We start from the raw sequence: 16876 nt of genomic DNA, 5'->3' as shown, positions 1-16876 counted from the left end.
ATTTTTGTCCTCACCACAGGATTTGCACCCTCGTCCGCCACATATTACACTCGACGCCAGATGGTGAGCAGAAGGGGCGAGTCAAGTTGGTGAAACAATGGGTTGGGCGGTTGTTTGCGGGCCTTTCGGCAACCGGCATCGTCTTTGGCGCTATTCTGTTCTGCGCCTCACTTACCCCGTCGCTCCTGCCGCGAACCTGGCTGATGCAGGGTGTGCTGTGCGGCTTTTCCTTTGCCATCGGTTATTTGATCGGTGTCGCCCTGCATGCCGTCTGGGCCTATCTCGAACTGCCCGAGCCCTCGCGCCACAATATGCGCGGCATTCGCTTTCTCATCGCGCTCGCCGCCGCCATCACCGCAATCGCGTTTTTATGGCAGGCGAAGGACTGGCAGAATTCCATCCGCGTTCTGATGGAGCTCGATCCGCTGCCCAGCGCCCACCCCACCAAGACCGGCGGCCTTGCCGTGCTGGTCGCCGCCATCCTTATCGGCGCAGGCCGGCTTTTCCAGCTTATCCGCCGGTTCTTTGCGGCGCGCAGCGGTCATTTCCTGCCGCGCAGACTTGCCAATGTGCTCGGCATCGCGGCAGCAATCGTCCTCTCATGGATGCTGCTGAACGGGCTGATCTTCGATATCGGTCTCAGATTTGCGGATTCTTCGCTGAAACAGGTGGATGCGCTGATCGAGCCTGACGTGCCGCGCCCTTCCGATCCGCTCAAGACCGGCAGCAGCGCCTCGCTGATGGCGTGGGAATCGCTCGGCCGACGCGGCCGCGAATTCGTCGCCGAAGGCCCTGATGGCGCAGACATATCCGCCTTCACCCATCGCCCGGCAAAGGAACCGCTCAGGGTCTATGCGGGCCTCAACTCGGCTTCGACGCCGGAAGAAAGAGCGGCCTTAGCGCTGGAGGAATTGAAACGGGTCGGCGGTTTCGAACGCAAGGTGCTTGTGGTGGTCATTCCGACCGGCACCGGCTGGATCGATCCGGAAGCACTCGATACGGTCGAATATCTGCATGACGGCGATATCGCCAGCGTCGCCGTGCAATATTCCTATCTTTCCAGCTGGATCGCCTTGCTGACGGAGCCGGATTACGGTGTCGAGACCGCGCGCGCCCTGTTCGAGGCCGTCTATGGCTACTGGACTACGCTGCCCAAGGAAACGCGGCCGAAGCTTTACCTGCATGGCCTCAGCCTCGGTTCGCTCAACTCGCAGAAATCCTCGGATCTCTACGATGTGCTCTCCGATCCCTTCCAGGGTGCGCTGTGGAGCGGCCCGCCCTTTTCCAGCCCCACATGGCGCATGGCCACCAATGGCCGGGTGAAGGGCACGCCGGAATGGCTGCCGCGTTTCCGCGATTCCTCCGTCATCCGCTTCGCCAACCAATATACGACCGCCCATATGCCCGATGCGGAATGGGGCCCGATGCGGATCGTCTATCTGCAATATGCCAGCGACCCCATCACCTTCTTCGAGGCCGCCTCGCTTTACCGGCGGCCGCAATGGATGGCGCATCACGGGCCTGACGTTTCCACATCCTTCCGCTGGTTTCCGGTGGTGACCCTGCTGCAGCTCGGTCTCGATGTCGCCGCCGCCACCACCGCACCGATCGGTTACGGCCATGTCTATGCGCCGGAACATTATATCGATGCGTGGACGGAGGTGACCGAGCCGCAGGGCTGGAACGCGGACGAGATTCAGCGGCTGAAGATGCTCTTCAAGGCCCGCCGCGGCTCCACCGATCCGGCGTGAGCGCGGCGGGCTCGCTTTGAGCCTCAGCCCTTCAGCCGGTCCAGATTGTCGGCGATATAGGTCTCCAGTGAACGCGGAGCGTGGCCGGTCAACGTTTCGACATCGCCAGTCACCACGGCCGTCCAGCCTTCGCGCACGGGATAAAAGATCGAGGCGAGGAACGAGGCGTAGTCCTGCGGCACGCCTGCACCGGTGAGAATGCCGATGAAGACCTCATCCGAAACGGCAGCGTAAGAAACCGGCTTGCCGATCGCCTGCGATATCAGCGCGGACGCCTCGCCGTAACTCAGGGCTTTCGGACCCGTCAGGTTGAAAGCCTTGCCGTTGAAGGCGTCAGAGGTCAGCGCGGCGGCAGCGCTGTCGGCGATATCGCGAACATCGATGAAGCTCGATTTGCCCTCGCCTGCCGGAACGGCGATTTGACCGTGTTCAATGCCCGCCTTCCAGTAGCTGTGGAAATTGTCCGCGAACCAGTTCGGGCGCAGAATGACATAAGGCGCGCCCGAAGCGATGATCTTCAACTCGATCTGACGATAGGGGATGGAATCATCGGCATCGACGCCGAGGACGCTGAGGAACACGATCTTCACCTTGCGGCGCGCGGCCTCTTCAACCACAGGCGTCAGCGCGTCGATGGCGTCCAGACGGCCGCCCGCCAGGATGAGGAACAGACGGTCAACGCCGTCGAAGGCATCCGCATAGGTCGATGCGTCGGTATAATCGAAACGAACGCCTTCCGCGCCGCCCATGGCGTTGCCGCTGCGCGAGGCCGCCTTCACGCTTTCGCCTTTGGAAAGCAGCGCTTTCACCAGCGGCGTGCCGATGGTGCCTGTCGAACCGATTACGAGTATCTTGCCTGTCATCTCAAATCTCCGTAGTATCTAATGGAAACCATGTTTCGAAAACACAGGTACTGCGTTTGCGAAATCATGAAAAGAGAGCACTTTTCGGTTATCTGGTATCCTCGCGGAAACCGGGATGGCCCTGAAACAACGGAACAAACCCATGGAACGTATCTATGACGTCTATGAAGACCGCTGCCCCACCCGCATGGTGCTGGACAGGATCGCCGACAAATGGGCGCTCCTGATTCTTGACCGGCTGCGGGTGGAGGCGGTGCGCTTCAACCTGCTGCGGCGGGAGATCAAGGGCATTTCGCAAAAGGTCCTGTCGCAGACGCTCAAGAAGCTCGAACGCGACGGGCTGATTTCGAGGCAGGTGTTCCCGACTGTGCCGGTGACGGTCGAATATTCGCTGACGCCGCTGGGGCGCACGCTGACCGACACGGTGGCGGCGCTTGCCCATTGGGCGGAGGGCAATATCGACGCGGTGATGGCGGCGCAGAGGGCTTATGATGAGCGGGCGACGGTTTAAATCGAGGCGCGGCATACCCATGCGCCCCTCATTCCTGTGCTTGTCACAGGGATGAGGGAAGAAGAGAGTATCACGCGCACCCACCGGCCTTTGCGCCCACCGCACTCCCCAAAATCCCTACCGCGAAATCCGCGTCGACAGAATGATCGACGACAGCGTCCGCTCCACACCGTCAAGCGCGCCGATCCTGTCGATCAACCGGTCGAGGTCGAGGATCGAAGGGGCCGCCAAAATCGCGATCAGATCAAACGTTCCGCTCACCGAATGCAGCGTGGTCACCTCCTTGATGGCGGAAAGCGCGGCGGTGACGGCGGGTAGCGCCTTCGGCCCGATTGTGATCAGCACATGGGCGCGCACCAGCCCGGAAAGATAGCTTTCCGAAAGCCTCAGACCATAACCGGCAATCACCCCGTCCGCCTCCAGCCGCTCGATGCGGGCCTGTACCGTGGTGCGGGAAAGGCCGAGTTTGCGCGCCAGTTCCGCCACCGGCATGCGGGCATTTTCGGAAAGCAGGGCGAGCAGCGCCCGGTCCTTGTCGGCAATCGTCATAGTGACCAATCCTGTCGTCTAATTGCTCAATATTAACCCGCTATCCGCACATAGTGAAGCTGCGAATCGTCAAAAAAAGCTGGCATTCTGTCTTTGAAGCGCATCCGGTGCGCAGACATGCGAATTTACTGCGGGGAACAAAAACATGAAGAACATTGTCGTTATCGGCGCGGGTAATATCGGTTCGGCAATCGCCTGGATGCTGGCCGCATCAGGCGATTATCGCATCACCGTCGCCGACCGTTCGGCCGATCAGCTGGCCAATGTGCCGGCGCATGAGCGCGTCGACACCGAAATCGTCGACATCACCGACCGTCCCGCTCTGGAAGCACTGCTGAAAGGCAAATTCGCCGTGCTTTCCGCCGCCCCCTTCCACTTGACGGCGGGCATTGCCGAAGCGGCCGTTGCCGTCGGCACGCATTACCTCGATCTCACCGAAGACGTGGAATCCACCCGTAGGGTCAAGGCGCTGGCGGAAACGGCCGAGACGGCGCTCATCCCGCAATGCGGCCTTGCGCCCGGCTTCATCTCCATCGTCGCCGCCGATCTTGCCACCAAGTTCGACAAGCTGGACAGCGTGCGCATGCGCGTCGGCGCTCTGCCGCAATATCCGTCCAATGCGCTCAATTACAACCTCACCTGGAGCACGGACGGGCTGATCAACGAATATATCGAGCCCTGCGAAGCGATCGTCGAAGGCCGCCTCACCGCCGTTCCCGCCCTTGAGGAGCGCGAGGAATTCTCGCTCGACGGCGTCACCTACGAGGCGTTCAACACGTCAGGCGGTCTCGGCACGCTCTGCGCGACGCTGGAAGGCAAGGTGCGGACGATGAATTACCGCACCATCCGTTATCCCGGCCATGTGGCGATCATGAAGGCGCTGTTGAACGACCTCAACCTGCGCAATCGCCGCGATGTGCTGAAGGACCTGTTCGAAAACGCCCTGCCCGGCACCATGCAGGATGTGGTCATCGTCTTCGTCACCGTCTGCGGCACCCGCAACGGCCGCTTCCTGCAGGAAACCTACGCCAACAAGGTCTATGCCGGCCCGGTTTCCGGCCGCATGATGAGCGCCATCCAGATCACCACCGCCGCCGGCATCTGCACGGTTCTCGACCTGCTCGCGGAAGGCGCCCTGCCGCAGAAGGGCTTCGTTCGACAGGAGGAAGTGGCCCTGCCGAAATTCCTCGAAAACCGGTTCGGCCACTATTATGGCGCACATGAGCCGCTGGCGCGGGTTGGGTGATTTAAGGGCGCAGCACCGCCGCCGATTTCTTCTCCCCGGCGGGGAGAAGGTGGCCCGAAGGGTCGGATGAGGGGGCAACGCCAGCGATGGATCGCACCCTTGCCCCCTCATCCCGCTGCCGCGACCTTCTCCCCGGCGGGGAGAAGGCGAAAGCGGCGCCCGCTCGTTCCCAAGTTGCGAATCAGCGCTGCGCTCACGTCCCGCAAAACGTCCTGAACACCCGTTCATGGCTCATCGGCGGCTGCATATAGACGAAATTATCCGGCCGCTCCTCGAAGGGCGTCGCAATCGCCTTCAGCATGGCGTGGAAGGGCTCGAAGTCATCCTCTTCCACCGCCGCTTCGATCAGTTCCTCGATACGATGGTTGCGCGGGATGATGGCGGGATTGGCAGAGAGCATCGCGCCTGACCTTTCGGAATCGGAAATCCCCTCACGACCGGCTCTTTCCCGCCAACGGGTGAGAAATTCGTCCGCCCCCGCTATATCGATGAACATGCCGCGAAACGGCTCGGCGTCGCCATTGGCCGCATGGGAAAGACGCCGGAAGGTCAGCGTATAATCCGCTTCCGATGCCTGCATCAGCGCCAGCAGCGCCTGCACCAGATCCATGTCGCCCTCTTCCTCGGTCGTCAGGCCAAGCTTTTCGCGCATGCCGGTAAGCCAGCGTCGGGGGAAGGCGGCGGCGAAATCGGCGAGAACGGCATTGGCGAGCTCGGCGGCTTTTTCCACTTGCGGATCGAGCAGCGGCAGCAGGCATTCCGCCAGTCTTGCGATATTCCATTGCGCAATGCCCGGCTGATTGTTGAAGGCGTAGCGGCCCTGCGCATCGATGGAAGAAAAGACCTTGTTGGGGTGATATTCATCGAGGAAAGCGCAGGGGCCGAAATCGATGGTTTCGCCTGACACCGCCATATTGTCGGTATTCATCACGCCATGGATGAAACCCACCATCATCCAGCGCGCGATGAGTTCGCATTGCCTCTCCGCGATGCCGCGCAGCAAGGCGAGGTAAGGATTTTCGGCGTCTTTCGCCTCGGGATAATGACGGTCGATCACATAATCAGCGAGGTTCCTGATCGCCTCGTCATCCTCGCGCGCGGCGAAGAACTGGAAGGTGCCGACACGGATATGGCTTGCCGCCACGCGGGTGAAGACACCGCCCGGCAGGCCCACTTCACGCTGCACCCTTTCGCCGGAGAGGACGGCCGCCAGCGCCCGCGTGGCGGGAATGCCAAGCGCAAACATCGCTTCCGACACGATATATTCGCGCAGCACCGGGCCAAGGGCCGCACGGCCGTCTCCCCTGCGTGAAAACGGCGTCGGGCCGGAGCCCTTGAGCTGGATATCGCGGCGTTTGCCGTTAATGTCGATCACTTCACCAAGTAGAATGGCGCGGCCATCGCCCAGCTGCGGCACGAAGCCGCCGAACTGGTGGCCGGCATAGGCCATGGCCAGCGGCTCGGCCCCCTGCGGCACGACATTGCCGGAAAAGATCGCCGCCAGCCTTTCATCATCAAGGCCGGCCACATCGAGAAGGAGTTCGTCGGCCAGCCCGCGATTGAAAGCGATGAGGCGCGGCGCCTTCACCGGCGTCGGCAGCACGGCGGCGCTGAAGCGTTCCGGCAGGCGGGCATAGGAATTGTCGAATTTCATCACGGATAAACTCCCTGCTTTGCCCCTATATGGGGCCGGAAGGCGGCGGATGCGAGCGATAAATGCCGCGCCTCGTCCATCGCCTTATTCAATTTTGCGCAATGAACTTTCCCGCGCCATCATCGTTCCTATGCTTGACCCGCAGAATGCCGAACGGAAAGGAAAAGCAATGACCGTTGTTGAAGCCGCAGCCGAACCGGAAAGCGCCATCCGCACCCTCCACACCGAACTGCCTGTCAACGCCACCTTCCACGTCTGGCTGAAGGCGAAGAAAGCCGCCGAGCCCGGCGCCGTCTCCTTTTCCAATCAGAATGGAAAATTCGCTGAAGTTTCAAGCGTCAACACGGAAGAGTTCGGTTTTCGAATCTACCAGGTCTTTGGCGGCGGCCATGTGGAGCTGAGTTACGACACGGTCACGACAGCCGTTTCCGTCATCTACTGGTTCACCGCGTCGGATGTGCTCGAGACCGGTATCACCGTTGTCCATACCAAGCCGGACAACGCCGCACCCGAACTTCCCGGCAGCTACCACTTCCGCCCGCCCTTTGGCTGGATGAACGACCCGAACGGTTTTGGCCGCTTCGAGGGCCGGCCGCACCTGTTCTATCAGCATTATTCTCACGGGCTGCGCTGGAACACCATGCATTGGGGCCATGCCGTCTCCTCCGATTACCTGCGCTGGCGGCATCTGCCGATCTTCCTCTTCCCGTCAGAAGATCTGACGACGCGGCCGGACAAGCGCGGCGGCGCCTATTCCGGTTCGACCATTCCGCTGGTCGAAGGCGCCGGCATCCGCGTCTTCTTCACCGAGCAGGTGCAGGACCGCATTCCCGAGCAGCAGATACAGCTGACCGCCACCTCGTCCGATCTCATCATGGCTGGGCAGGCCGAGGTCATTCTGGGCCACCGGCCGGACGGACAGGGGCTGACCCCGGATTTCCGCGATCCTTACGTCTTTCGCGGCCCCGATGGCCTGTGGAAAATGGTGCTTGGCAGCCAGAGCGATGGCGGCGGCGTCATTCTGCTCTACGAGACGCTGGACCCCACGGCGGCGTCGGGCTGGACCTATGTGGGCAAACTCTGGGTGGAGACGCGTTATAAAACCACCGCCATTGAATGCCCCTGCCTGCTGCCGCTTGATGGCCCGGTCAATGCCCGCTCCACCCGCTGGGTGCTGATTTACGGGCTGATGCATTCGGAGGATCCGGAGACCGGCCGCAAGAACCTGACCATGGCCGATGTCGGCTGGTTTGACGGCAAGGCCTTCACCAAGGAATCCGGGCAGGAACTGGATTTCGGCACCGACAACTACGCCTTCCAGGCGTTTCTGGACGGCGACAGCATCATCGGCATGGGGTGGCTGGCAAACTGGGCGGATGCCAATCCGGAAATCGATTTCCCTACCTCGATGACGCTGCCGCGCCGGATTCAATACGTGAATGGCGAGCTTCTGACCCCGCCCATCGGCGCTGCGGAAAGCCTGCGCAGCCATATTCTTGACCGCACGCGGCTTGCCGCGGGCGAACGCGTCACCTTCATCAACGGGGCGGTGGAAATATTGTTCGAGCTTGCCTCACCCGGCGCGCCCTTCGAACTGATGCTCGATCATCCGACGGTTAAGCTTGGCGTCGTTTCCGATGAAACGGGGCTGTGGATATGCCATGAGGATGGCCGCGACGGCCCCTCGCCGCATTATATCGCCCGGGGAGCCAAGGCGTCCCGCATCCGCATCTTTCTCGATTACGGCTCTATCGAGGTCTTCGCCAATCGCGGGCGATATGTGGGCACCAAGCGCATCGAAGGTTTCGAACCCGTGCGCTCAGCGTTGCTGAAGGCCGCCACCGGCGCGGTGGTGCATGCCACCAGCTGGGCGCTGAAACCGTGAGGAACCTTTTGACGGATTGGGCGGTTGATAGACCGAAACCGCCCAATCCGCCGAAAGGAGAAACGGCATGACCAAAATCCGCGATACCAGCGATCCGATCCTGTTTCCGACCGAAGCCAATGAAAACAAGGCCGAGAAGAAACGCGCCGGCAAGGGCATCATCATCATTATCGGCGCAATCGCCATCATGTCCTTCGTCGTTTATCTGGCGGCGATCACCATCGCCGCCACCCAGTCCTGATCGGGGCCGCGCCCTGCGCTTTGTTTGGTCGCATTTCGGACGGAAAACCGGGTTCCACTTTTCCTGAAAAGGCTTGCTCTAGCGCCTTTCGCCCCGCAACCCGCTGGCGGTCATGATCGCCAGCAGCGATACGACCACACCCAACCCATAGAGATAAACCATCGGCATCGTCACATCCGCACGCCCGATCTGCGCCACGAGATCGGTCGCGGCGGCGACAGTGCCGCTTGCACCGGCGCCGGCCGCAGAGCCGAGCGTCGCGACCGTCGGCAAAAGCGCACCCGTCATCTTGCGTTCCTCTTCCGGCGCGGCCTCCATGGCGGCCTGGCTGATGCCGGCCCAGGACATGCCGAAAGCCGATCCGATCAGGATTTGACCGAGCAGCATTTCTCCCCAGTTGCCGGTCGCCAGCCCAAGCCCCAGCAGCGCACAGCCCGGCACCATCTGGTAGGGACCGTAATGCAGGCAAATCTCCCGCAGACGGGTGGAGCGCAGGCTGCCGATCAGCATTGCCACAAAACTCCAGGCAAGCGGCATCGTCACCACGATGAAACCGGCAAAGGTCGGCTCATGCTGCCAGAGATTGATGGCGACATAAGCGAGATAGACGCTGCCCAGCGCATGGGCATAGGACATCAGGAACAGCACCCAGAAACCGCTGCCGAGCACCGTCTTCAGCCGAAAGGAATTCTTCGGGAACAATCCGACGGAGGGCCGTGCGCCCGCCCGCAGAGAGGCCCACAGCAGCGCTGCCCCCGCCAGGAGGGAGAGCGCCCGCAGGCTCGCATCCTCGAAGGCGGAAGGAGCGGAAAAGGCCAATGCGCCGACAAGGCAGAGAACGAGCGGCACCAGCGGTCTGCGCGTCGCCGCCACCGGCCGCTCAGCGGAGACGGCAATCGTGGTATAGGCCAGAAGCAGCAGGATCAGCGGCGCCGACAGCAGGAAGGTGGCGCGCCAAGAGATATGTTCGGTGGCAAAACCGCCGGTCAGCGGGCCGATGAAGGAGGCGACCGCCCAGATCGCCGCTTCAATTGCGAAGACCTTCGGCAACAGGCCGGAGCGGAAACCGGCGGGAATGAGGCTGTAGCACACGGCCACGATCAGCCCATCCGCCAGTCCCTGCAAGGCTCTGCCAACAACGACCCACAAAAAGTCGCCGGCGATTGCCGAAAGGACCGAACCGAAGGAAAATATCAGGCAGCAGAGAAGCAGGACGGCGCGCGCGCCAAAACGTTCGCGAAACAGCACGGCGGTGACGCCGCCCGCCACGGAGCCGACGAAATAAAGACTATAGGCCCAGCTGTAAAAACCCGCACCGCCGATTTCGTTCACGGCAACGGGCAAGGCCGTCACCACAGCGAACTGATTAAAAGCGTGCAGGCCGATACCGGAGGAGATGACGGTCAGTAGCGAGAGATTCGCTCCGCTCAGCAATTCGCCCCAGCCGTTTTTCTCCGCCATTTCGATACTCGACAAAGCCGTATCCTTTCCATTTTTTCGGGTACGGCCGGCAAACTAGAACCTCAAGCGCCATTGAGGTCAAGACGCCTTTTTCACGTCATTTGTTTTGAAGGAATCCCGCACGGCAGGAACCCTCCGCGCGCCCGCTCGTTTGCCGAAGAACCGACAGAAAGGATACCGTCATGGACCGCAAGAAAATCCTGCCCCTTAACGAAGACGCCATGGACGAGGATCTGCTCGATCTCGACATCGACGCCCTTCCCGCCAAGGGAGAGATTCCGCAATCCATCGAACAGGAAATCGAGGAAGAAGAGGCCGAGACCGAGGACGACCCCTATCAGGAAAGCGACGAGGCCCTGCCCGACGATGCCGAGGAACGGGTGATCAACCGCAATCCCTCACGGGAAGGCGGGACGTTCGACGAGGTTTAATGATTTCGCCCTGCAACGACTCAGGCGGGATCGATCATGCTGATGACACGACCGGCGATTTCGTCGACCGTAGCATCGTCAAGCGTTTCGATATATCTCGCTTTCTTCTGGGCGGTGCGGGCAACAATGTTCATACTTCTCACTTGGTTGCATAGTGCGACACCAGTTGTCTTGTGGCCCGATATGTTCACGGCAAGCCCCGCCTTGCGCGTGAATAGTCCGCCCGTGGTCACGGGAACGACAAGGCACAGTCCAACCGCGTTGATTTCTCTGGGCGTGATGACGATACAACGATGTTCGTCCGTGATTTCGCTGCCGATCACAGGGTTGAGGTCGACCAGATAAACGTCGCCACGTTTTGGAACCTGACTGCGGACCATCAAAGGGCTTCTTTGCCGACTGGCGGCGCTTCGTCCCATTCCCGCGCGCTGGCGTTGAGGGCGGCGACTTCATCCGCACCCTCCAGCAATTCGGCAAGCGTGAAGCGTTTCTTTTCCTGCCGAACCGGGCTTGCGACCAGCGCGCCGTTATCGACCTCGAGCGTCAGTTGCTCACCGATTTCCAGTCCCAGCATTTTCAAAAGAGCGGGCGGGATGGTCATCACCGCCGCACCGCCCTGACGTCTTATTCTCGTCGTTACGGTCATCCGTCTACGCTCCATTTTGTGCAACATATGTAGCACATTTTCTGACCCGTGCAAACGGAAGCCGCCTCTCAGCCCACCCTTTCCGGCGAATAACCGGCTTCGCGGATCGCCGCTTCCGCAGTTGCGGCGTCGCCCGTTACCGTGAGCCGGTGGGCGGAAAGATCGATGCTGACGGCGGCATCGGGAAGCACCTCCGTGAGAGCGCCGCGCAGCGTCTTTTCGCAATGGCCGCAGGTCATGTCCGGAATAAGGAAGGTGGTTGCACCCATGGTTTTCTCCTTCTGGCCGGTAGCGATATTGTCGCGCCGGTTGTCATTAAAGTTCAGTGAGTTCTCGCGGACCTGGCATTGTTCTTCTCAGCGCCCGCGAGATCATCGAGGATGGGGCAGTCAGGCCGGTGGTCGCCGCCGCAGCAATGGGCGAGATGCGACAGCGTTTTCACCATGCTCTTCATCTCGGCGATCTTCTGTTCGAGATCAGCGATGTGGACGAGCGCAATTTCCTTCACCGCCGAACTCTCACGGCTTTTGTCCTGCCAGAGTTTCAGCAGCGTCTCGGTCTCCTCCAGCGAGAAACCGAGCGTGCGCGCCCGCTTGATGAAGCGCAGATTGTGCACATCCTGCTCGCCATAGACCCGGTAATTATTGCCGGTGCGGGCGGCCGGCGTGATGAGGCCGATCTGCTCGTAATAACGGATCATCTTGGCGGAAACGCCCGATGCTTCCGATGCCTGCCCGATATTCATGACGTCACCTCCCGATGGACCACCTTCGCCCGTTTCAATCTCAGCGCATTGGCGAGGACGAAGACGCTGGACAGCGCCATCGCACCCGCGCCGATCATCGGCGACAAGGTGATGCCGAAGGCCGGATAAAGCACGCCCGCCGCGACCGGTATCAGCGCCACGTTATAACCGAAGGCCCAGAACAGGTTTTCCTTGATGTTGCGGATTGTCGCCCGGCTCATCTCTATGGCGTTGACAGCGCCCATGAGATCACCGCCGACCAGCACCACATCGGCGCTTTCGATGGCGACATCCGTACCGGTGCCGACGGCGATGCCGATATCGGCCTCGGCCAGCGCCGGCGCGTCATTGATGCCGTCGCCGACGAAGGCGAGCACCTTGCCGCCTGCGCGCATCTCGTGGATCGCCTTCACCTTGCCCTCGGGCAAGACTTCGGCCACCACGCGGGAAATGCCGACCTGCCGGGCGATTGCGTTCGCCGTGCGTTCATTGTCACCCGTCACCATGGCCACTTCGATGCCCATCGCCTGCAACGCCCTGATGGCGGCGACACTCGATGGTTTCAGCGGATCGGCAACCGCAATCGCAGCCGCCAGCCTGCCGTCAATGGCGGCATAAAGCGGCGTCTTGCCCTCGTCACCCAGCCTTGCGGCGGCCTCAGCGAAGATATCCACGGAATGGCCGAGTTTCGCCATGAAACGATCTGCGCCAACTTCGACCCTGCGGCCATTGACGGTGGCGGCGATGCCATAACCCGTCACGCTTTCGAAGTTTTCCACAGTTGCGGGTTCGAGTCCTGCAGGGGTCGCCACATTCTTTTCTTCCGCAGCCCGGACGATGGCCTCGGCAATCGGATGTTCCGACCGGCCCTCGACGGCGGCGACCAGCGCCAGAACCTCGTTGTCGGCAAATCCTTCCGCAACCACCAGATCGGTCAGTTCCGGGCGGCCCTTGGTCACCGTACCGGTCTTGTCGACCACGACGATTTCAGCCGAACGCAGCTCCTGCAACGCCTGTCCCTTGCGGAACAGCACACCCAGCTCCGCAGCCCGACCGGTGCCAACCATGATTGAGGTCGGCGTGGCGAGACCCATGGCGCAGGGGCAGGCGATGATGAGCACCGCGACCGCATTGACCAGAGCGAATGTATAGGCGGGTTCCGGGCCGAATATCGCCCAGACAATGAAGGTCAGCACCGCAATGGCGATGACAACGGGCACGAACAGCGCGGTAACACGGTCCACCAGCAGCTGGATCGGCAGCTTGGACCCTTGAGCCTCCTCCACCATGCGGATGATCTGCGACAGCATGGTATCCGCGCCCACCTTGGTCGCCTTGAACTTGAAGGCGCCTGTTTTGTTGATGGTGCCGCCGACAACAGTTGCGCCGATGGTTTTTTCCACCGGCACCGGCTCGCCTGAAATCATGGATTCATCGACATAGGACGAGCCTTCGACGACTTCGCCATCGACCGCCAGCCTTTCGCCGGGACGGATGACGACGATATCGCCGGCCACCAGATCATCGGGGGAAATATCGATGGTGGCGCCGTCGCGCTCCACCCGCGCGGTCTTCGCCTGCAGGCTCATCAGCTTGCGGATCGCGTCTCCCGTGCGGCCGCTGGCGCGGGCTTCGAGAAGCCGCCCGGTCAGGATCAGCGTGACGATGACGGTTGCCGCTTCATAATAGACGAACTGCGCCTCTTCCGGCAGCAGATCGGGTGCGAAGGTAGCCACGACGGAATAGGCGTAGGCCGCTGTGACGCCCAGCGCCACCAGCGAATTCATTTCCGGCGCACCGCGCAGCAAAGCGGGAAAACCGGTCTTGAGGAAACGCAGGCCCGGCCCGAAGATCACCGCCGTCGCCAGCACGAAATAGATGTAATAGAGGTTCTGCGTCTCGATGATGCCCATCAGCCAGTGATGCATCGGCTCATAGAGATGGCCGCCCATTTCCAGCACGAAAAGCGGCGCGGTCAGGATGGCGGCAATCGTCAGGTCGCGTTTCAGCGCGCCCTCTTCGCCCGCGTGCTGCATATGGTCATGACCGCCGGTTTCGCCCGCCATCTGGCCGTGGCCCTGATGATGATTATGATTGTGATGGGCGGAATGATCATGCGGTTTGGGTGTCTTCAGCGCGAACCCGGCAAGCTTTGCCGTTTCCACCAGCGCATCCCGTTCGCGCCGGCCGCCGATCGTTTCCACCGAGACCCTGCCGGAAGCCGCCTCGACCTTGACGGCGATTGTGGTGGCGACCGCTTCCAGAACGGCCTTCAGCCGCCCGGCCTGCGCCTCCTCCTGCAAGCCTTCCACCATAAATTCCTGCCGCTCCGGCGCGATATCGTAACCGACCTTCTTGATGGCGGCGCCAAGCGTGCGCGCCGAAAAACCCTCGGCGGGCTCGACGGTGAGCTTCTTCGTGGCGAAGTTCACGGAACTCGACATGACACCGGGCACCTTGGCGGCAGCCGTTTCCACCCGCCGCACGCAGGAGGCGCAGGTCATGCCCTCCACGGGAATGGAAACCGGTTCATTTCGATGGGCGTGTTTGACTGTCTCGTTCATGGGAAATCCCCTTTCGAGACCCTATGTAGAGATTCCCATGATGGGAAGGTCAAGGGAAGGGAAATTTTTTGTTGAACACACAATCGTGAGCGCAGCCACCCGTCCGAAGCAGGGCGTTCGCCACGATCAGAAGACCTATCGACCCACTATCGGGCGAGGCTTCCCAAGCGCGTTCAGACCGCCACGCGCCTTGCCAGATAAACCGTTGCGCCGCCGCATTCGGGATCGTTGACGGTATGATCGAGAAGCCGGAAACCATGTGCGGCAAGCAGGCTTTCATACTCATCGCGAGCAAGGCTTGCGTGATAAAGCGGCCGCCCCTGAAAGGTGCCGATCGCTTCCCCGTAGTCGGGTCCGGCCGTGAACATCAACGCCGCGCCATCATTGGCATGCTGGCGGAAAATGCCGAACATGCGGCGCTGATCTTCCACCGTCAGGTGGAAAAAACTGTGCCACGCAATCAATCCGTCAAAGCGGCGGTCGAGGGCCAGCTTTCGCATATCCGTGACCGCCCAGAGGTTCCGGGGAAATCTCGCCCGGCAAAGCTCAACCAGCGGCAGCGACGCATCGATGCCGGTGACGTCATAGCCGTTGGCAATGAAGTAGCCGGCGATCGGCTCCCCGGAACCGCAGCCTATGTCGAGAATGGACGCGCCATTCGGCAAGAGCGAGGTGAATCTGTCGAGCCATGGTTTTTCGGCAAGCGAACGGCCCCGCAAACTGTCGAAATCGGCCCCGTGTTCATTATAGATCGCGATGACGTCGCGAGAGGCGTCCGACATGTGCTTATCCTCTTCAGGCAAAGGTCATGCCGGCTGCGCAATCACCGGTGCACGGCCAGCCGCGGAATATCGCGCAGGAAGGCGTCGCGCACGGCGGGGCCGAGCGGCTCGTTGGACGGTTTGTCGGAAACGCGCAGCCTTGCGAAGACGATGTGCTGGCCTTCGCGCTCCGCCCAGCCGACGAACCAGCCGAAAGGACGATTGCGGTCGGGGTTGCCCTTTTCGTCACGCATGTAGCCGGTGCCGGTCTTGCCGTGCACGGCCCAGCTTTCCGGCGCATCGAAGACCGGAACGATTGCCCTCGTTTTCGCCTGTGCATCACGCGAGACCGGCAGATTGCCGGCCAGAAGGCGGCGCAGGAAGCCGACCTGCTCCACCGGCGAAACCGTCAGCGACGATCCGAGCCAGGAATGGGTCAGGCCGTTATTCTTGCCCGGCTCACCGGAAACATCGGCATTGCCGTAACCGAGACGCTTCACATAGGCGGCGAATTTTTCCGGTCCGAGACGGCGGGTGATTTCACGCGAATACCACAGGACCGAATCCTGTTCCCATATCGAGGGATCGACCGTCTTGCGGTCGGAGGCGCGCGCCTCCGTGCCAGGTTTCCAGTCCCAGGCGGGCGTCTTTTCGTCCTGAAGGATGCCGGCATCGTAACCGATCAGCGCCAGCGGCACCTTGAAAGTGGAGGCCGGCGCCACGCGCTGGTCGCAGGCGCCCTGCTGGTTGATGATCGCGCCGGTCTCGATTGAGGTGACGAGCGTGCATTCGAAGGCCTGGGGCTGTTGCTGGGCATCAGCGGAAAACGGCAGGAGCCCCGGAAGGGCAAGGCATGAAAGAACGATGGCGGGCAGCCGGTAGCGCATGCGTTTTGATGTCCCTCGTCCGCTTTGCGGATCATTTGCCGGAATGGCCGGAAGCTGTCTTTGATTTCAGACAAGTCGTACCCCGAAACCGTGACACGCTTTCGGACGACATGCCTTTAGGAGACTGATGGGGCAGGAATAGGACCAAAACGAAAATTGGCGATTTCCGTCACATCCGCTCCTTTTCGCCTGCCCTCTCGCCAACCGTCAGCGGCCAGTCGACCACATAATCCTCGAAGTCGTCAACATCCACGTCGGCCTCGCTGACCGTGCGGCCGCGCGCGGAAATGCCCGCCTGATGCACCGTTTCCGTATCGCCGGAAACAAGATAGTGCCACCAGTACAGATCCTTGCCATCACGCACCAGCGCATAGGCGCAGGTGGGCGGCAGCCAGCCGATCTCATGGACCTTCTTCAGGTCCAGCTGGATACAATCCGGCACGGTGGCGCGGCGGTTTTCGTAGTCGGAGCATCGACAGCTCTCGCCATCGAGCAGCACACAGCGAACCGAGGTGAACGCCACTTCGCCGGTATCCCAGTCCTCCAGCTTGTTCAGACAGCACAGCCCGCAGCCGTCGCACAGGCTTTCCCATTCCTCACCGGTCATCTCGGTCAGCGATTTGGTTTTCCAGAACGGCGCGTCATTCATCGTTAACATTTCCGTTTCATTTTGATCACTTG

General features: G+C 61.3%; 18 protein-coding genes. 6 read left to right on the top strand and 12 right to left on the bottom strand.

Going from position 1 to position 16876, the window contains the following annotated elements; translation table 11 throughout:
• Positions 1-110 precede the first annotated feature (110 nt).
• The gene (locus WDZ78_RS11950) at positions 111-1751 is read left to right on the top strand and encodes an alpha/beta hydrolase (RefSeq protein WP_425673286.1); all 1641 of its coding nucleotides are present in this window, start codon (positions 111-113) and stop codon (positions 1749-1751) included.
• Between the two features lie 23 nt (positions 1752-1774).
• On the opposite strand, the gene WDZ78_RS11945 is transcribed toward WDZ78_RS11950, so the two are convergent.
• Positions 1775-2614, bottom strand: a complete 840-nt coding sequence (locus WDZ78_RS11945) for an SDR family oxidoreductase (RefSeq protein ID WP_425673120.1) — start codon at positions 2612-2614, stop codon at positions 1775-1777.
• Between the two features lie 142 nt (positions 2615-2756).
• Between WDZ78_RS11945 and WDZ78_RS11940 the strand changes: the two genes are divergently transcribed.
• On the top strand, positions 2757-3125 hold the full coding sequence (locus WDZ78_RS11940; RefSeq protein ID WP_425673119.1) for a winged helix-turn-helix transcriptional regulator: 369 nt from the start codon (positions 2757-2759) through the stop codon (positions 3123-3125).
• A 117-nt stretch (positions 3126-3242) separates the two neighbouring features.
• Here the strand turns inward: WDZ78_RS11940 and WDZ78_RS11935 are convergent, their stop codons facing one another.
• Positions 3243-3674, bottom strand: coding sequence for an Lrp/AsnC family transcriptional regulator (locus WDZ78_RS11935; RefSeq protein WP_003509206.1), 432 nt, complete (start codon positions 3672-3674; stop codon positions 3243-3245).
• Positions 3675-3819: 145 nt separating this feature from the next.
• Between WDZ78_RS11935 and WDZ78_RS11930 the strand changes: the two genes are divergently transcribed.
• Positions 3820-4920 (top strand): saccharopine dehydrogenase family protein, encoded by a 1101-nt coding sequence (locus tag WDZ78_RS11930; protein ID WP_020009689.1) that lies wholly within the window; start codon positions 3820-3822, stop codon positions 4918-4920.
• Between the two features lie 193 nt (positions 4921-5113).
• Here WDZ78_RS11930 and WDZ78_RS11925 read toward each other — a convergent pair whose 3' ends face one another.
• Positions 5114-6574 carry a protein adenylyltransferase SelO gene (locus tag WDZ78_RS11925; protein WP_425673284.1) on the bottom strand — a complete coding sequence of 487 codons (1461 nt, stop codon included), beginning with the start codon at positions 6572-6574 and terminating at the stop codon, positions 5114-5116.
• Between the two features lie 169 nt (positions 6575-6743).
• Here WDZ78_RS11925 and WDZ78_RS11920 point away from each other — a divergent pair, with 169 nt between their 5' ends.
• Together WDZ78_RS11920 and WDZ78_RS11915 are read left to right on the top strand one after the other, a co-directional pair.
• Positions 6744-8459: a GH32 C-terminal domain-containing protein gene (locus WDZ78_RS11920; RefSeq protein ID WP_425673118.1), complete on the top strand. Its 1716-nt coding sequence runs from the start codon at positions 6744-6746 to the stop codon at positions 8457-8459.
• Between the two features lie 67 nt (positions 8460-8526).
• Positions 8527-8700: a hypothetical protein gene (locus WDZ78_RS11915; protein WP_020009686.1), complete on the top strand. Its 174-nt coding sequence runs from the start codon at positions 8527-8529 to the stop codon at positions 8698-8700.
• A gap of 78 nt (positions 8701-8778) precedes the next feature.
• Here WDZ78_RS11915 and WDZ78_RS11910 read toward each other — a convergent pair whose 3' ends face one another.
• The gene (locus WDZ78_RS11910) at positions 8779-10167 is read right to left on the bottom strand and encodes an MFS transporter (protein WP_425673282.1); all 1389 of its coding nucleotides are present in this window, start codon (positions 10165-10167) and stop codon (positions 8779-8781) included.
• Between the two features lie 176 nt (positions 10168-10343).
• On the opposite strand from WDZ78_RS11910, the gene WDZ78_RS11905 reads away from it, so the two are divergent.
• Positions 10344-10592, top strand: coding sequence for a hypothetical protein (locus WDZ78_RS11905; RefSeq protein WP_425673117.1), 249 nt, complete (start codon positions 10344-10346; stop codon positions 10590-10592).
• A 20-nt stretch (positions 10593-10612) separates the two neighbouring features.
• Here WDZ78_RS11905 and WDZ78_RS11900 read toward each other — a convergent pair whose 3' ends face one another.
• The 8 genes from WDZ78_RS11900 to WDZ78_RS11865 all read right to left on the bottom strand — a co-directional run bounded on the left by WDZ78_RS11900 (position 10613) and on the right by WDZ78_RS11865 (position 16844).
• Positions 10613-10972: a type II toxin-antitoxin system PemK/MazF family toxin gene (locus WDZ78_RS11900; protein WP_425673116.1), complete on the bottom strand. Its 360-nt coding sequence runs from the start codon at positions 10970-10972 to the stop codon at positions 10613-10615.
• Entirely contained in the window at positions 10972-11238 is a 267-nt protein-coding gene (locus tag WDZ78_RS11895) for an AbrB/MazE/SpoVT family DNA-binding domain-containing protein (protein ID WP_059753836.1), read from the bottom strand. The genes WDZ78_RS11900 and WDZ78_RS11895 overlap by 1 nt, the downstream gene beginning before the upstream one ends.
• A gap of 68 nt (positions 11239-11306) precedes the next feature.
• The gene (locus WDZ78_RS11890; RefSeq protein ID WP_020009681.1) at positions 11307-11507 is read right to left on the bottom strand and encodes a heavy-metal-associated domain-containing protein; all 201 of its coding nucleotides are present in this window, start codon (positions 11505-11507) and stop codon (positions 11307-11309) included.
• A gap of 53 nt (positions 11508-11560) precedes the next feature.
• Complete coding sequence (cueR, locus tag WDZ78_RS11885) at positions 11561-11983, bottom strand: Cu(I)-responsive transcriptional regulator (RefSeq protein ID WP_020009680.1); 423 nt, start codon at positions 11981-11983, stop codon at positions 11561-11563.
• Entirely contained in the window at positions 11980-14547 is a 2568-nt protein-coding gene (locus WDZ78_RS11880; RefSeq protein WP_425673115.1) for a heavy metal translocating P-type ATPase, read from the bottom strand. The genes cueR and WDZ78_RS11880 overlap by 4 nt, the downstream gene beginning before the upstream one ends.
• Before the next feature lie 173 nt (positions 14548-14720).
• The gene (locus tag WDZ78_RS11875; protein ID WP_425673114.1) at positions 14721-15329 is read right to left on the bottom strand and encodes a class I SAM-dependent DNA methyltransferase; all 609 of its coding nucleotides are present in this window, start codon (positions 15327-15329) and stop codon (positions 14721-14723) included.
• A 41-nt stretch (positions 15330-15370) separates the two neighbouring features.
• Positions 15371-16195 carry a class D beta-lactamase gene (blaOXA, locus tag WDZ78_RS11870; RefSeq protein ID WP_425673113.1) on the bottom strand — a complete coding sequence of 275 codons (825 nt, stop codon included), beginning with the start codon at positions 16193-16195 and terminating at the stop codon, positions 15371-15373.
• Positions 16196-16364: 169 nt separating this feature from the next.
• Positions 16365-16844: a YcgN family cysteine cluster protein gene (locus tag WDZ78_RS11865; protein WP_020009676.1), complete on the bottom strand. Its 480-nt coding sequence runs from the start codon at positions 16842-16844 to the stop codon at positions 16365-16367.
• Between the last annotated feature and the right edge of the window lie 32 nt (positions 16845-16876).

It is taken from the genome of Agrobacterium sp. M50-1 (assembly GCF_049843495.1).
Classification (GTDB): Bacteria; Pseudomonadota; Alphaproteobacteria; order Rhizobiales; family Rhizobiaceae; genus Agrobacterium; species Agrobacterium radiobacter.
This window is presented reverse-complemented; position numbering and strand designations above follow the sequence as displayed.

Excerpts from the sequence above, each read along its gene's own strand:
- WDZ78_RS11945 (WP_425673120.1), bottom strand. The coding sequence starts at position 2,614 with ATGACAGGCAAGATACTCGTAATCGGTTCGACAGGCACCATCGGCACG.
- WDZ78_RS11940 (WP_425673119.1), top strand. The coding sequence starts at position 2,757 with ATGGAACGTATCTATGACGTCTATGAAGACCGCTGCCCCACCCGCATG.
- WDZ78_RS11935 (WP_003509206.1), bottom strand. The coding sequence starts at position 3,674 with ATGACGATTGCCGACAAGGACCGGGCGCTGCTCGCCCTGCTTTCCGAA.
- WDZ78_RS11930 (WP_020009689.1), top strand. The coding sequence starts at position 3,820 with ATGAAGAACATTGTCGTTATCGGCGCGGGTAATATCGGTTCGGCAATC.
- WDZ78_RS11925 (WP_425673284.1), bottom strand. The coding sequence starts at position 6,574 with ATGAAATTCGACAATTCCTATGCCCGCCTGCCGGAACGCTTCAGCGCC.
- WDZ78_RS11920 (WP_425673118.1), top strand. The coding sequence starts at position 6,744 with ATGACCGTTGTTGAAGCCGCAGCCGAACCGGAAAGCGCCATCCGCACC.
- WDZ78_RS11915 (WP_020009686.1), top strand. The coding sequence starts at position 8,527 with ATGACCAAAATCCGCGATACCAGCGATCCGATCCTGTTTCCGACCGAA.
- WDZ78_RS11905 (WP_425673117.1), top strand. The coding sequence starts at position 10,344 with ATGGACCGCAAGAAAATCCTGCCCCTTAACGAAGACGCCATGGACGAG.
- WDZ78_RS11900 (WP_425673116.1), bottom strand. The coding sequence starts at position 10,972 with ATGGTCCGCAGTCAGGTTCCAAAACGTGGCGACGTTTATCTGGTCGAC.
- WDZ78_RS11895 (WP_059753836.1), bottom strand. The coding sequence starts at position 11,238 with ATGACCGTAACGACGAGAATAAGACGTCAGGGCGGTGCGGCGGTGATG.
- WDZ78_RS11890 (WP_020009681.1), bottom strand. The coding sequence starts at position 11,507 with ATGGGTGCAACCACCTTCCTTATTCCGGACATGACCTGCGGCCATTGC.
- cueR (WP_020009680.1), bottom strand. The coding sequence starts at position 11,983 with ATGAATATCGGGCAGGCATCGGAAGCATCGGGCGTTTCCGCCAAGATG.
- WDZ78_RS11880 (WP_425673115.1), bottom strand. The coding sequence starts at position 14,547 with ATGAACGAGACAGTCAAACACGCCCATCGAAATGAACCGGTTTCCATT.
- WDZ78_RS11875 (WP_425673114.1), bottom strand. The coding sequence starts at position 15,329 with ATGTCGGACGCCTCTCGCGACGTCATCGCGATCTATAATGAACACGGG.
- blaOXA (WP_425673113.1), bottom strand. The coding sequence starts at position 16,195 with ATGCGCTACCGGCTGCCCGCCATCGTTCTTTCATGCCTTGCCCTTCCG.
- WDZ78_RS11865 (WP_020009676.1), bottom strand. The coding sequence starts at position 16,844 with ATGAATGACGCGCCGTTCTGGAAAACCAAATCGCTGACCGAGATGACC.